This window comes from Paenibacillus montaniterrae, assembly GCF_018403185.1.
Classification (GTDB): domain Bacteria; phylum Bacillota; class Bacilli; order Paenibacillales; family Paenibacillaceae; genus Pristimantibacillus; species Pristimantibacillus montaniterrae.
This window is the reverse complement of the sequence record NZ_BOSE01000001.1, coordinates 509,649-524,717: the sequence shown is the minus strand read 5'-3', so window position 1 is coordinate 524,717 and position 15,069 is coordinate 509,649. Positions and strand designations below refer to the sequence as shown.

Genomic DNA, 15,069 nt, shown 5'->3' with positions numbered 1-15,069 from the left:
GACTTTGATGACGATGTAACTTCGTTGTAGCTTATTCGGCGTCGAATCTTGAACGCTAGCGAGAGGGATCATGCTTCCGAAGTATGTTTCCTACGGAAACATTTCAGGTGCTCACGTAGCTTTTTGCCTACGCTGCGCTCCTCATTTTCTACTAGCGTCCAAGCTTCTTGGTCCTGAAAGCCCAATTTTTAAACTCTCATTGGTAGAGGTGGTTTAAAAATCGGACTTTGATGACGATGTGCTGCTTCGTAGCGTACTCGACGGCGAATATGTCACGCTACCGAAAGCTGCGGTGCTCACGTAGCTTTTGCCTACGCTGCGCTCCTCATTTTCTACTAGCGTCCAAGCTTCTTGGTCCTGAAAGCCCAATTTTTAAACTCTCATTGGTAGAGGTAGTTTAAAAATTGGACTTTGATGACGATGCTGGGCGTTGTGGATTAGTCGACGTCGAATCTTGAACGCTAGCGAAAATTCCAGTGCTCACGTAGCTTTTTGCCTACGCTGCGCTCCTCATTTTCTACTAGCGTCCAAGCTACTTTGTCCTACACTCAAAAAAAGCTACAGCGGAGGAGCAAAGCATCCGAAAAACGGAGAGGGTCGCCTTTAACATCGTAATACAACCTTAAAAAATTTAAATAAGAGCATTACGATTAAAAAAGCGACTGGAGGATGCTTTGCTCCGGAGCGCTGATTTAAAAAGCGACTGGAGGATGCTTTGCTCCGGAGCAATGATGCAAAATAATTTGTCGGAGGCGTTAATGTGGGAAATACGGCGATACAGCAAATTTATCAAGCAGTAAATGATAATATCGGAAAAGTTATTGTTGGCAAGGAGGATGTTACGAGACTTCTTGTTATTGCGCTTATTACGGGTGGACATGTTCTGTTGGAGGATGTGCCTGGCACAGGGAAAACGATGCTGGCAAAATCGTTGGCGAGCTCGCTTTCGCTGCAGTTTAAGCGGATTCAGTTTACGCCGGACCTTTTACCTTCTGATTTGAGCGGCATCCAATATTTTAATCAAAAAAGTGGTGAGTTTGAATTCCGTGCTGGCCCGATTTTCAGCAATATTTTGCTTGCCGATGAGATTAACCGCGCTACGCCGCGCACGCAATCGAGCTTGCTGGAATGTATGGAGGAGCGGCAGGTCAGCGTAGACGGCATGACGATGGCGCTTGATTCGCCATTTATGGTTATTGCAACGCAAAACCCGATTGAGCAGCAGGGAACCTTTCCACTTCCGGAAGCTCAGCTTGACCGTTTTCTGTTCAAAATTAAAATGGGCTATCCGTCAAGCGATGAAGGTGTAGAGCTGCTGAGACGCTTTAAGGAAGCTAACCCTCTGCAGCAGCTTCAGCCTGTTATTACGCAGCAGCAGGTGCTGGAAGCAGGGAAGGACTATGCTAAGATCAGCATACACGATGAACTGCTGCGCTATATCGTGGAGCTGGTAGAAGCTACGCGCGCCAAGGAAGAGGTGCTGATCGGCGTATCGCCGCGCGGCAGCCAGGCGCTGCTGAGAGCGTCTCAGGTACACGCCGCATTAATGGGCAGAAGCTATGTTGTACCGGACGATATTAAAGCAATGGCGCTTCCGGTTCTTGCACACAGGCTCGCTCTGAAAGGTATAAATCGCGGTACAGCAGCAGCGGAGCGTGTCATTGAGCAAGTGCTGCAGCAGGTAGCTGTGCCGGCAGAGCCACTGCCTGAAAGAGTATAGTGCCATGGTCGTATTCTGGTTTATACTAATTGCTATGCTTGCTGTGCTGCTGCAGCATTTGCTGTTTAAGCGTTTTGTGTTGAAAAATGTGCAGTATACAAGATATTTTACGGAGAAAACCTGCTTTCAAGATGAGCCGATTGGCATGGTTGAAGTGCTTTCGAACAGCAAGCGTCTGCCGATTCCATGGCTGTACGTGGAATCTTCGCTTGATGCTTCGCTGCAATTTGCCGGGCAGGAAAATTTTTCGGTAAGCAGGGGCCAATATGATCAAAATCATGGAAGCTTTTTTACGCTTTCCGGTTATCAGCGTATTCGCAGAACGCATACGCTAAAGCCGCGCCGACGCGGCATTTATATGCTGCGCACGGTAACGCTGACTAGCGGAGACTTGTTTGGCATGAGTCGTGTTACAAAGCAAATTCCGCTTGATTCCAAAATTACGGTCTATCCGAAGCCGCTGCAGCTGCCGCTCGAGCAGATGCCCTACCATTCCTGGCAAGGCGATCATATCGTAAAACGATTTATATTGCCCGATCCATTTGTCGTGGCTGGCACGCGGCCTTATCAATACGGCGATTCGCTTAAGCATGTGAACTGGAAAGCGACAGCCCGCTCTGGTCAGCTGCAGGTGCATCAGTATGAATTTACTGCCAACCGCAAGCTGCTTGTCGTCGTTAATATTGACGATAATGAAGAAATGTGGAGAACGGTTACCAATCAGGACCTGATCGAACGCTCGATTAATGTAGCCGCGGGCATAACGAGAGAGGTTATTGCTCAAGGCATGGAGGCAGGCTTTGCTGCCAATATGCGCAGTCTTGAGCAAGCTGACAGCGCCTTGCTGCTGCCTGCGGCTGGCGAAGGTCATTGGCAGGCAATTCTTGAGCTAATGGCAGGGCTTGTCCTGGAACGAACGGAATCTTTGAGCGATATGCTGCACCGCTTTGCTGATGAAGGCTTGAGCCAGCACGATATACTAGTTATTAGCACGTACTGGAACGAGGCTGCCGAGCAAGCGGCTTATTTGCTCCGACAGCGACAAAATGCCGTGCTGGCTTTGCTGACAAGTGAAATCGACAATTTGCTGGAAGGGGAGGGATTCGATAATGGCACGCCAGATCGCATTCCTTCTTAAGCCTTTTCTGCGAGCCGTCATTGAGCTGATTTTCTATGCTCCTATCTGGCTTACAATCGGTATTTATTTGTTGCCATCGGCGCAGCTGCCGCTATGGGCAGCATTGCTGGTCATCGTCTATTGTGTGCCGCAATTTGTGTTTCGTTCTGGAAAAGCGATTAAAAACGGCTATCGGATACTGTCCGTCGCCATTCTTGGCATACTGCCTGTTGCGTTGCTGGCTGCGCTTTTGCCTGCGCAAATAGACGAATGGGCCTGGATCGCTTGCGGGCTCGTCGGTATTGCCTTTGTTGAAAGCAGCTTTCGCTCGCTGCTTCACAACTGGTATAACAGCTTTTCAACGCTGATTATGCTGATCATGCTATTTGCAGCGGTTGGCTTGCAAATCTTAAAGGTTATTACGCTTGCCAAGCTAGCCCTTTTCAATAGCATTTTCTTTGCGCTTGGCATTGTTGCATGCATTCTATTTTTATATATTCACAATGAGCGCACGGTGCGCGATCAGCAAATGATTGATAACGCATCCACGACGATTCGACGCTCTGTTGCAATGAATCGCTTGTATATTACAATCATCGCTTTAGTTGTTGTTGGAATTGCGCTGATAAGGAGTGTACAGGAAAAGCTGGAGCAGTGGTTGAAGCAGCTTTATCAATGGCTGCTTGGATGGCTTTCCCGTGAGCCAGCCGCCGAGCAGCAGCCTGTTGAGCAGCCGCAGCAGCCGCAATTCGATTTGGGAGAGCTGGAAGAGGCAAGTGAGCCTTCCCGCTTTTGGCTGGTGCTGGAGCAAATCCTGAAATGGCTGGCTATTGCTTTCATTGTTGTCGCGGTATTAGTCGCTATCTATTATATCGTGACCAAGCTGATTCCGCTGCTGCTGAAGCTGATTCATCGCATGCTTAACCGCCGGGCGCTGCTCAAGCAAAGCGGTGAAGGCTATACCGATGAAATCGAGGGCATTATTCCGCAAAAAAACAAGCATAAACGTAAGCGAGTCAGAGGTTTGGCAAGGCCGAGTCTGAAGCAATGGAGCAAGCTCAGCAGCCGCGAAAAGGTGAAGGCGCTCTATGTGCTAGCCTTATCCTTTGGCCTAAAGCAAGGCGAGCCGATTGCGGCAAGCAAAACGGCTCAGGAAAACTTGAAGCTGCTGATGAAGGATCAACCAACAACGGAAATTTACAACGAGCTATTGCACAGCTATAACGAAATTCGCTATGGCAATGTTGAACCTGACGCACAGCATGTTGAGGGCTTGCGGCATAAGGTGGAAGAGCAAAAAAATTAACTTCATGGATATATTTGTGGAGCATATGCAAAAAGAGCACCGTTTTTCGCGCTTATATTTGCTCTTATAGCCGGGAGATCATCTGCTAAAACAGTAGATGATCTCTCGGCTTTTTTGTCTATCATTTATTTAATCACATTAAATTTCAACAATATGTTTAATTGTAATTTAGTAAGTGTCAACAAAGCCCTGTATTATAATATAAAAATTTATTTACATTTACTAATTGTCAATTTTTCATATTCAACTATAATAAAGTAGAAACATAACAAGTGGAGGGATAGAGATGAAGAAAGGTTTTTCAAAGCTAGTTCTTGCTCTAACAGCCAGTGCCATGTTGTTGTCTGCGTGTACAGCGACTAATAACAGCAGCGAGTCTGGCAACGACAAGGGCAGCTCGGGGGGAGCCGGGTCTAAAGTACTTACCTATGCAGTGAATAAAGAACCAGGTACTTTGGACAGTGGCAAAAGTCAGGATGACCTGGCTAATGAAATCCTGTATCACATTAGTGAGGGCTTGGTTCGTACATACGACAATAAAATCGAGCCTGGCATCGCTGAAACTTGGGATATTTCCGACGACGGTTTGACGTATACGTTCCATTTGCGTCAATCTACCTGGTCTGATGGCACACCATTAACAGCGAAAGATTTTGAGTACTCGTTGCTTCGTTTTATCGACCCGAACACTGGCTCAGCTTTCGTAGAAACATTGTACGATGTTGCCAATGCCGAAGCGTTCAATAAAGGGGAAATTACAGATCCTGCTCAAGTTGGCATTAAAGCGCTGGATGAATATACGCTTGAAATCAAGCTTGCTCGCCCTGTCAGCTTTTTCTTGACGGTACTGGCCTCAAACTCTTACTTTTACCCTGTAAAGCAGGAATTGGTTGAACAGCACGGCGACCAATACGCAGCAGATGCAAGCAAAATGATTACCAACGGTCCATTCAAGCTGGAAAATTGGGTGCATGAGTCCGAGCTTGTGTTGGTGAAAAATGAAAACTACTGGGACAAGGACCGCATTAAGCTTGACGGCATTACACAGCTGATTATTCCAGATGCCAACACGATGTCAAGCATGTTTGATTCCGGACAGATCGACTATATCCCGGATATTGCGGCACAGCTTATTAGCAAATACCCAGATGCCAAGTCAGCACTAGGCGGTTCGTCCCAAATGCTTCAGTTCAACATGGACGGCACATCGCCTGAGGCTGGCAAGCTGATCAGCAATCGCAACTTCCGCAAAGCGCTAAGCTATGCGATTGATCGTACTGGCGTAGCGAATGCAGTTGCTGCTCCAGGTACACAAGCTGCAAACCGCTTTATTTTGCCGACAACAGTTGCATCGGCAGCAACGTTCCATGTGCAATTCCCATTCCAAGGCATCGGCTCTACAGCAGATGTTGATCTTGCAAAAAGCTACTTGAACAAAGCGCTTGAGGAAACTGGCATGACGCTTGACAATCTTCCTAAGCTGACTTATGTCGCCATGGAAGGACGTCAAAAGCTGTACGCAGAGGCGCTGCAGGATGCATGGAGCACTAACCTTGGCCTAACGAATATCGAAATTACAGTAATGCCTACACCGCAGGCGATTCAAGCAACAATGAACCGCGAATATGACATTTACGTGCAAAGTCTTGATGCTTCTGAGGATGCATCGACGATTCTTGGCTATTGGCTAGCTAACGGCAGCATCAACTGGACAGGCTGGAATGATGAAACCTTCACGAATATGTACAACACAGCCATGGCTCAAATGGATGAAGGAGCACGTTATTCCGGATTGTTTGAAGCTGAGAAATATTTGTTTGAAAATGGACCGTTGGAGCCATTCCTGTATCCAGGAACGAGCTACATCGCCAAAGATTATGTAAGCGGCATTGTCCGTTCACCACTTGGCGCTGCTTCGCAGCTGCTTTATGCTGATGTGACGAAGTAATGTAAAACAATAGGAAAGGAGGGGAGATGCGTCCCCTTCTTTCTTGCTATTTTGTTTAGAGGTAAAGTTCGGGAAGTCCACGCTTGTTGAACAGTTATGAATAGGGACCTGCGGAGGTGATCGTTTGCTTAAATATATTCTAAAGAGGTTGATAATTTCTCTTATTACAATTTGGTTGCTGGCAACCGTCTCATTCTTCCTGTTGCGCTCCCTTCCAGGTAATCCTTTTCAAACAGAGGTACTACTTTCGGCAGAGGTACAACAAAGGATGATCAGCTACTACGGTTTGGACAGGCCGTTGTACGAGCAGTACTTTACGTATTTGGGCAATTTGGTTCAAGGAGATTTGGGCTATTCTCTTAAATATGTCAATCGCTCTGTAAACAGCATTATTGCGGAATCTTTCCCTGTTTCCGCTGAGCTGGGCCTGCGTGCGCTTGCTTTTGCTTTGCCAATTGGCCTGGCGCTAGGTGTTGTGGCAGCCAGAAGGCGCGGCAAAGCAGCGGATTATATGTCCGTTCTGGTTGCTGTTATAGGGATTTCTGTACCAAGCTTTATTATGGGAACGCTGCTGCAATATGGCTTCAGCGTCAAGCTGGGGTGGTTTCCGGTGGCACAGTGGAAGGGCTGGGAATATACCGTTCTGCCTTCGATTGCAATGGGTTTGGGCTTGCTGGCCACGCTTACAAGGCTGATGCGGGCAAGCATGCTGGAGGTTACTACCCAGGATTATATTAAAACAGCAAGAGCCAAAGGCTTGAATGAACGGCAAATTGTATGGAGCCACCAGCTTCGCAATGCAATGCTGCCGATTGTTACAGTATTAGGGCCATTGGTTGCAAATGTACTGATGGGAACGTTTGTCGTTGAGCAAATTTTTGCAATTCCTGGACTGGGAATGCATTTTGTGCAATCGGTCCAGTCCTTGGATTATACGATGGCGCTTGGCTTGACTGTATTTTTTGGCGCCTTTCTAGTGGCAGCCAACTTTATCGTCGATCTCGTATACGGTGTAATTGATCCCCGTATTCGTGTAGCGGATTAAGGAGGTGCATGATGAATTCTACGAGTGAAGCGAAGTCTGCCAACAAAAAGTTCAACTTTATTAATAAAGCTGAGCTTCAGCATGAAGCGATTGTTCGTCCCAGCCTTTCCTTCTGGAAGGATGCGATGAACCGTCTGGTCAAAAACAAGGTGGCAATGCTCGGCTTGTCGATTATTGTGCTGACAATCGTGATGGCGATTGTTGGACCATGGTTGACGCCGTATTCATATAACCAAACGAATTTGAGCAATATCAATGCACCTGTGTCATCAACGCACTGGTTTGGCACCGACACGCTAGGACGCGATTTATGGGCGCGCATATGGATGGGAGCCAGAGTATCGCTGGCAGTCGGCATTATTGGAGCGATTATTCCGAGCTTGCTAGGGATGGTTATCGGTGGTATTTCAGGCTATTTTGGCGGCAAAACCGACATGATCATTATGCGCATTACCGACATCGGCATGTGTGTGCCGCAGCTTATTTACGTCATTTTAATTATGATTTATTTTGGTTCGGGTCCGCTGCCGATCATTTTAGCTTTCGCTTTGACAGGCTGGATGGGAGCAGCGCGCAACATTCGCGGCCTCGTCTTGCAGCTTAAGGAGCGAGAGTTTGTATTGGCTTCAAGAGCGCTTGGCGCATCCTCCTGGCGATTGATTTTCAAGCATTTAATTCCGAATACGCTAAGCATTTTAATTGTCAGCATGACGATGGCGATTCCTTCAGCGATCTTTTATGAAGCGTACTTAAGCTTTATTGGTATCGGCATTAAGCCTCCGATGTCCAGCTGGGGTCAGCTTGTCAATAGCGGTATTAGCGTGTTCCAGATTTACCCTTCGCAGCTGTTTATTCCTGCGGCACTCATCAGCTTAATTATGCTAAGCTTCAATCTGTTCGGCGATGGACTGCGCGATGCATTCGATCCAAAGCTTAGAAATTAGGAGGAGCACCATGGAGAAAATTCTTGATGTACAACAATTGACGGTGTCGTTTGATACGTATGCAGGCGAGGTTCAAGCTGTTCGTGGTGTTTCCTTCCATTTGAACAAGGGGGAAACGCTTGCCATTGTTGGAGAATCCGGCAGCGGCAAAAGTGTGACGATTCAGTCGGTTATGGGACTGCTGCCTACACCTCCGGCACGGTTGAAGCAAGGCAAAATACTGTTCAAGGGCGTTGATATCGCGCAATATTCGGAAAAGCAAATGGAAAAGCTGCGCGGCAAGGAAATTTCGATGATTTTCCAGGACCCGATGACCTCGCTTAATCCGACTATGAAAATTGGTCGGCAAATTATGGAGGGCATTCAAAAGCACGAAAAGCTGAGCAGCAAGGAAGCTCGTGCGCGTGCGATTGAAATGCTTTCAATGGTCGGCATTCCGAATCCTGAAAGCAATATGGAGCGCTATCCGCATCAGTTTAGCGGCGGTATGCGTCAGCGCGTTATGATTGCAATTGCGCTTGCCTGCAACTCGCAGGTGCTGCTGGCGGATGAGCCGACAACTGCGCTGGACGTTACGATGCAGGCGCAAATTTTGCAGCTGATGAACGAGCTGAAGCAAACGCTTGGCACGGCAATTGTGCTGATTACGCATGATATGGGTGTTGTGGCCCATATGGCTGACCGGATCGCGGTTATGTATGGAGGCTGTATCGTAGAGAGCGGCACAGCGGAGGAAATCTTTTATGACCCTAAGCATCCGTACACATGGGGGCTGCTGCAGTCCATGCCAAGCTTGACGGGCAAATCAAGCAAGCGCTTGTCGGTAATCCCAGGCTCGCCTCCGGATATGCTGATGCCGCCAAAAGGCTGCGCATTTGCTGCGCGCTGCGGCTACTGCATGCATATTTGCCAGGAGGAGGCACCTCCAAGCTTTAACATCGTTGATCAGCATCAAGCGGCATGCTGGCTGCTTGATCCGTCAGCGCCAAAGGTTGAGCGTCCTCATTTGCAGCATATCGTTATGGACGGGGGAGTTCGCTAATGAGTAAAGAGCAGGAAGTGCTGCTTCATGTCAGTGATTTGGAGAAGGTGTTCCCGATTGGCGGCGGCAAGGTGAACAAGGTGCTCGATGGCATCAGCTTTGATATAAAACGCGGTGAAACGTTAGGCCTTGTCGGCGAATCCGGCTGCGGCAAAACGACAGTAGGGCGTACCGTGCTGCGACTGTATGAGGCTGACGGTGGCAATGTCGTGTTTAAGGGCCAGGATGTTCATCGCAGCTCGCGCAAGCAGTATAAGCAGCTGACCAAGCAAATGCAAATGATTTTTCAAGATCCGTATGCTTCGCTTAATCCGAGAATGACGGTAGGCGAAATTATTGGAGAAGGCATCGATATTCACAAGATTTACAAGGGCAAGCAGCGTATGGCACGCATTCACGAGCTGCTGGAGCTGGTCGGCTTGAATCGCGAGCATGCCAGTCGTTTTCCGCATGAGTTTTCCGGAGGTCAGCGGCAACGGATCGGAATTGCCCGCGCTTTGGCGGTTGAGCCGGAATTTATTGTATGCGACGAGGCAATTTCAGCGCTGGACGTGTCGATTCAGGCGCAGGTTATTAATCTGCTTATGGATTTGCAGGAAAAGCTGGGATTGACATATCTGTTCATTTCCCATGATCTTAGCATGGTCAAGCATATTTCGAACAATATCGCTGTAATGTACCTTGGCAATATGGTAGAGAAGGCGAGCACGGATCAGCTGTTCAGCAATCCGCTGCATCCTTATACCAAGGGACTGCTGTCTGCCATTCCGACACCAGACCCGGTCTATCAGAAGCAGAAGGAGCATGTAATTATTCGCGGAGACATTATGAGTGCAGCGATGCAGGAGAAAGGCTGCAAATTCCGCAGCCGCTGCAGCTTTGCCAGCGAGCAATGCAATGTAAAGCCGCAGCTTAGGGAGATGGGGGAAGGACATTTTGTAGCATGCCATCACGTGTAGAGGTAGAGGAAGGTTCAAAAGCACGACTTTGATGACGATGATGGGCGTTGAAGCTTAGTCGGCGGCGAATATGTCACGCTACCGAAAGCTGCGGTGCTCACGTAGCTAGTGCCTACGCTGCGCTCCTCGCTTTCTAGTATCGTGCCATCTTCTTGGTCCTGAAAGCCCTGCTTTTGAACCTTTTATTGAAAAGAGGAAGGTTCAAAATTCAGGACTTTGATGACGATGCGATTGCGTTGAAGCTTAGTCGGCGGCGAATATGTCACGCTACCGAAAGCTGCGGTGCTCACGTAGCTAGTGCCTACGCTGCGCTCCTCATTTTCTACTAGCGTCCAAGCTTCTTGGTCCTGCACTCAAAAAAGCTCCAGCGGAGGAGCAAAGCATCCGAAAAACGAAGAGGGTCGCCTTTAACATCGTAATGCAACCTTAAAAAATTTAATAAAAGTATTGCGATTTAAAAAGCGACTGTAGGATGCTTTGCTCCGGAGCGCTGATTTAAAAAGCGACTGTAGGATGCTTTGTTCCGGAGCGCTGATTTGACGAAGTGTTGCATGGCAGTTAACTCGACTTACGTATTTATTAATGACATTAATTAAATTAAGGACGGTGAGGCTATGATATCTCGCAAGCTAGCGGAAGAGGTTATCGGCGCGGCGCTGTCAACAGGCGGCGACTACGCTGAAGTATTTGTTGAGCACACGCAAAAAAATAGTATGACGATGACAAATGGCATTATGGATGCAGCAGTATCTGGTCAAGACTTCGGCGCATCTGTACGACTGCTGCGCGGAACGGAATGCGTATATGCGTATACAAATGATGTTTCTGCTGCAGCTATGCTTGAGCTTGCCAAGAAGGTTGCTCATGCTATGGAAGGTGTGGCGAAGGGCAAGCAGGTGACGCTGGTTGAGCGTTACAATGTGAACTATTGTCAAACGCTTATTGTCCCATCCTCGGTCCAGACTGCAATGAAGGTGGATTATATGAAGCGAGCTTATCATGCAGCCAGAAGTTATAGCAAGGATATTGTGCAGGCTGTCATCACATATAAGGATATGGATCAGCGTATTTTTCTGGCAACAAGCGATGGGTATTGCGGAGAGGATCGCCGCATTTATACGAGCTTTGGCGTGCGCTCGGTAGCAAGTGATGGGCTTATGAACCAGACCGGTAATCACCGTGCGGAAATTCAAGGTGGGTTTGAACTGTTCGAGCGCTATAATCCTGAGGAGATGGGCAGAGCAGCCAGCGAAACAGCTGTGACGATGCTTTACGCAGAGCCGAGCCCAACTGGCGAGCTTCCTGTTGTCATCGCAAATGGTACGGGCGGCATCTTCTTCCATGAAGCATGCGGTCATTCGCTTGAGTCCAGCTCGGTTGCTCGCGGCGGCTCCGTATTTTCTGATAAAATCGGTCAGCAAATCGCCTCCAGCAAGGTAACAGCATGGGATGATGGCACAATTGCGGGAGAATGGGGCACGATCAATGTCGATGATGAGGGGCTTCCGTCTACGAAAAATCTACTAATCGAAAACGGCATTTTGAAGGGCTATATGATCGATCGCCTCGGCGCACGCAAAATGGGCATGCAGCCGACTGGCTGCGGGCGCAAGGAATCGTATCGCTTTGCTCCAACGTCGCGCATGACCAACACGTTTATCGCACCAGGCGAAGATGAGGACAAGGATATTATTGCAAGCGTTGAGTACGGTGTGTTCGCCAAGCTGTTTGGCGGAGGAACAGCGAATCCGCAAACAAGCTCTTTTAACTTCAACGTGCAGGAAGCGTATTTGATCGAAAATGGTCAAATTACAAAGCCGATTCGCGGCGCAACGATTATGGGGATGGGCGTAGAAGCGTTAATGAATGTCGAAATGGTGGGCAAGCATCTTGCCTTTGATGGCGGCTTATGTGGTGCAGCCAGCGGCAGTTTGCCGGTGTCCAATGGGCAGCCGATGATTAAGATCTCAAAACTAGTAGTAGGCGGCCAATAGTAGAGGATGTTCAAAAAGCGGGACTTTGATGACGATGCGATTGCGTTGTAGCTTATTCGACGTCGAATCTTGAACGCTAGCGAAAATTCCGGTGCTCACGTAGCTTTTGCCTACGCTGCGCTCCTCATTTTCTACTATCGTCCAAGCTTCTTGGTCCTGAAAGCCCCACTTTTTGAACCTTTATTGGAAGTTGTCGATCAAAAAGCGGGACTTTGATGACGATGATGGGCGTTGTAGCTTAATCGACATCGAATATGAAACGCTACCGAAAGCTCCGGTGCTCACGTAGGTCTGTCTACGCTGCGCTCCTCGCTTTCTAGTATCGTTTCATCTTCTTGGTCCTGAAAGCCGAGTATTAGAACTTACATTGGAAAGGGAGTTCAAAAAGTGGAACTTTGATGACGATGCAGTTGCGTTGAAGCTTAGTCGACGGCGAATCTTGAACGCTAGCGAAAATTCCGGTGCTCACGAAGCTTTTGCCTACGCTGCGCTCCTCATTTTCTACTAGCGTCCAAGCTTCTTGGTCCTGAAAGCCCCACTTTTTGAACCTCTATTGGAAGTTGTCGATCAAAAAGCGGAACTTTGATGACGATGCGATTGCGTTGAAGCTTAGTCGACGGCGAATCTTGAACGCTAGCGAAAGATTATGCTTCCGAAGTATGTTTCCCATGGAAACATTTCAGGTGCTCACGTAGCATTTTGCCGCAGCTAGCGCTCCTCATTTTCTACTAGCGTCCAAGCTTCTTGGACTTGCACTCAAAAAAGCTATAGCGGAGGAGCAAGCATCCGAAAAACGTAGTGGGTCGCCTTTAACATCGTAATGCTACCATAAATTTAAACAAAGGAAGCACTACGATTTAAAAAGCGACTGGAGGATGCTTTGCTCCGGAGCGCTGACTGGAGGATGTTTTGCTCCGCAGCGCTGAACAGATTTAAGGGAGGGAAGCGGTTTTGAAAATTCAACAATTTAGTCAGTTATTGTTCGCTGAGGCGAAGAAGAATGGGTTTACGGACTGTCAGCTTAATTTCACTACAGGCAGCGGCATTATGATGAGCATCCCACAGGGCGAGCAGCATCATGTTAAGACAGGTGTTGTGTTTACGGGCTCGATCGGCGATTGCTCAGCATCTGCTTACTCCGAGCTGCTGTCAGAGCAGGCGATTTACTATTTAATTAATGCCGTTAAGGAAAATGTCGAGGCTATCGGCGGCAAGCCTTATCACTACTATGATGGCAAGGCGGAATATCCGCAGCTGCCGTCTGTTGACAAGTCGATTGAGGATGTTGAGGCGGTAAAGCAGCTGCATGCCGAGATTTTGGATGAGCTTGCGCTCTATCCGGAGCTTGCCAAAACTACAGGCGTGTTGCACGCAAACAGTATTACCCAGCGCATTATTAATACGCGCGGCCTTGATGTAACACATACGTCGAATCAAATTTACTGCATCCTTTATGTTGTCGCTGAGCAAAACGGCAGTTTGACCAACTCACTCATTTATCGCGGCGGCACGGCGCTTGCAGATGTTAAGGTGAAGGAGATGGTGAAGTCAGCCTATGACAAAGCGGCTAACTATTTTGGAGCGCGGCAGGTTCCGACAGGCAAGTACAGCATCGTGCTGCCAAATGACACGGCATCGCTTATGGTGCAAGGCTTCTCGGTATTTTTCTCAGCCGCTTCTGTCTTGAATAAAATTTCTAATTTGGGCGGCAAGCTTAACCAAAAAATAGCAGGAAACTGTGTTACGATTGTTGATGACCCGCATGATCCTTTGGGAGTATTTGTATGGCCGTTTGATGCAAGAGGCGTGCCTTCAAGCAAGCGTGTGCTCGTTGAGCAAGGCGTGCTGAAGAGCTATTTGCACGATATCGAGACGGCACAGCAATTCGAGCAGCCGAGTGGGGAGCCAGGCAGCTTCTGGCAGCTTGATTATAACTACGCACCAAAAATTTATCCTTCTAATTTCTATGTGCAGCCAGGCGATAAAAGCTGTGACGAGCTTATTGCACAAATGGGTGACGGCTTGTACGTGACGGATGTAACTGCGTATTTTCACGGCGCAGGCATTAATGCGATTTCTGGAGATTTTTCAATTCCGGCAACGGGCTTTGTTGTGGAAAACGGGAAAATTACAAAGCCATTTGACGGCATTACGATTGCAGGCAATTTATATGACTTTATGCAAAATATCGAAGCGGTAGGCAATGATTTGCTATTTGGCTTGCCGACAAGCTTCAGGCCGGGCGCGCCGATGGCCTATGGCTGCTACGGCTCGCCTTCGATGCTCGTGAAAAATATTACGGTGTCCGGAAGCTAGCGCTGGCTCAGCTGGCAGTCAGCTAACGACACTGAAAGCTGGGGGAAGATGATGAATAAAGAACAAGCCTTTTCTTTTCTTGATCGTTTGGCCAAAGGGATTGCCGAAACCTTTGGCAAGCAATGCGAGACGCTCATTCATGACATGACGGTTAAAGGACACCCGATTGTGGCGATTTACAATGGTGAGGTGACGGGGCGTGAGGTTGGCTCTATCGTTGATGTGCTCGGCTCTACAAGAGATGTGAATGAAGTGCTGACAGAGGTGGATTTCATCAATTACTTAGTTATTCGCCCAGACGGCAGACAAATAAAAAGCTCCACCTTCCAGCTGGCAGGTGAAGATTATAAATATGCGTTGGGCATTAATTTTGATTTTACCGATCTGGTACAAGCAAATAAAATGCTCATTAATCTAATGAATGTTGGCGGGGATTTGCAAAATGCAATCTGGCAGGCAGGAGAAGGCATGATGAGCTCCTTGTTTGAGGAAAGCCTGGCGTTGATCGGCAAGCCGATTGAGGATCTCAACAAGCAGGATCGCTTAAAGCTGATTAAGCTGCTTAAGCAAAAAAATCTGTTTGAAATGCACAAGTCTGTGCCGTATGTGTCAGAAAAGCTCAATGTATCCCGCTATACGATATATAACTATTTAAAGGAGCTTGACGAAGAGGAATAA

11 protein-coding genes are annotated in these 15,069 nt (G+C 48.0%); all 11 read left to right on the top strand.

From position 1 onward, the window contains the following. The first annotated feature begins 760 nt into the window (after window positions 1-760). Complete coding sequence (locus KJS52_RS02490) at window positions 761-1,720, top strand: AAA family ATPase (protein ID WP_213513047.1); 960 nt, start codon at window positions 761-763, stop codon at window positions 1,718-1,720. Window positions 1,721-1,724: 4 nt separating this feature from the next. Next, window positions 1,725-2,858 (top strand): DUF58 domain-containing protein, encoded by a 1,134-nt coding sequence (locus KJS52_RS02485; protein WP_213513046.1) that lies wholly within the window; start codon window positions 1,725-1,727, stop codon window positions 2,856-2,858. Beyond that, window positions 2,830-4,143 (top strand): hypothetical protein, encoded by a 1,314-nt coding sequence (locus KJS52_RS02480; protein WP_213513045.1) that lies wholly within the window; start codon window positions 2,830-2,832, stop codon window positions 4,141-4,143. The genes KJS52_RS02485 and KJS52_RS02480 overlap by 29 nt, the downstream gene beginning before the upstream one ends. A 286-nt stretch (window positions 4,144-4,429) precedes the next feature. After that, entirely contained in the window at window positions 4,430-6,091 is a 1,662-nt protein-coding gene (locus KJS52_RS02475) for a peptide ABC transporter substrate-binding protein (protein WP_213513044.1), read from the top strand. A gap of 124 nt (window positions 6,092-6,215) precedes the next feature. After that, window positions 6,216-7,136 carry an ABC transporter permease gene (locus KJS52_RS02470; protein WP_213513043.1) on the top strand — a complete coding sequence of 307 codons (921 nt, stop codon included), beginning with the start codon at window positions 6,216-6,218 and terminating at the stop codon, window positions 7,134-7,136. 8 nt (window positions 7,137-7,144) lie between these two features. Beyond that, window positions 7,145-8,080, top strand: a complete 936-nt coding sequence (locus KJS52_RS02465) for an ABC transporter permease (protein ID WP_373871324.1) — start codon at window positions 7,145-7,147, stop codon at window positions 8,078-8,080. A gap of 10 nt (window positions 8,081-8,090) precedes the next feature. After that, on the top strand, window positions 8,091-9,122 hold the full coding sequence (locus KJS52_RS02460) for an ABC transporter ATP-binding protein (RefSeq protein ID WP_213513041.1): 1,032 nt from the start codon (window positions 8,091-8,093) through the stop codon (window positions 9,120-9,122). Then, window positions 9,122-10,081 (top strand): ABC transporter ATP-binding protein, encoded by a 960-nt coding sequence (locus KJS52_RS02455; RefSeq protein WP_213513040.1) that lies wholly within the window; start codon window positions 9,122-9,124, stop codon window positions 10,079-10,081. Before KJS52_RS02460 ends, KJS52_RS02455 begins: the two co-directional genes overlap by 1 nt. A gap of 614 nt (window positions 10,082-10,695) precedes the next feature. Next, window positions 10,696-12,075, top strand: a complete 1,380-nt coding sequence (locus KJS52_RS02450) for a TldD/PmbA family protein (RefSeq protein WP_213513039.1) — start codon at window positions 10,696-10,698, stop codon at window positions 12,073-12,075. 951 nt (window positions 12,076-13,026) lie between these two features. Then, window positions 13,027-14,391: a TldD/PmbA family protein gene (locus KJS52_RS02445; RefSeq protein WP_213513038.1), complete on the top strand. Its 1,365-nt coding sequence runs from the start codon at window positions 13,027-13,029 to the stop codon at window positions 14,389-14,391. 51 nt (window positions 14,392-14,442) lie between these two features. Next, window positions 14,443-15,069, top strand: a complete 627-nt coding sequence (locus KJS52_RS02440) for a helix-turn-helix transcriptional regulator (protein WP_213513037.1) — start codon at window positions 14,443-14,445, stop codon at window positions 15,067-15,069.

Coding starts and splice junctions, on each gene's coding strand:
- KJS52_RS02485 (WP_213513046.1), top strand. CDS start 1,725: ATGGTCGTATTCTGGTTTATACTAATTGCTATGCTTGCTGTGCTGCTG.
- KJS52_RS02480 (WP_213513045.1), top strand. CDS start 2,830: ATGGCACGCCAGATCGCATTCCTTCTTAAGCCTTTTCTGCGAGCCGTC.
- KJS52_RS02475 (WP_213513044.1), top strand. CDS start 4,430: ATGAAGAAAGGTTTTTCAAAGCTAGTTCTTGCTCTAACAGCCAGTGCC.
- KJS52_RS02465 (WP_373871324.1), top strand. CDS start 7,145: ATGATGAATTCTACGAGTGAAGCGAAGTCTGCCAACAAAAAGTTCAAC.
- KJS52_RS02460 (WP_213513041.1), top strand. CDS start 8,091: ATGGAGAAAATTCTTGATGTACAACAATTGACGGTGTCGTTTGATACG.
- KJS52_RS02455 (WP_213513040.1), top strand. CDS start 9,122: ATGAGTAAAGAGCAGGAAGTGCTGCTTCATGTCAGTGATTTGGAGAAG.
- KJS52_RS02450 (WP_213513039.1), top strand. CDS start 10,696: ATGATATCTCGCAAGCTAGCGGAAGAGGTTATCGGCGCGGCGCTGTCA.
- KJS52_RS02440 (WP_213513037.1), top strand. CDS start 14,443: ATGAATAAAGAACAAGCCTTTTCTTTTCTTGATCGTTTGGCCAAAGGG.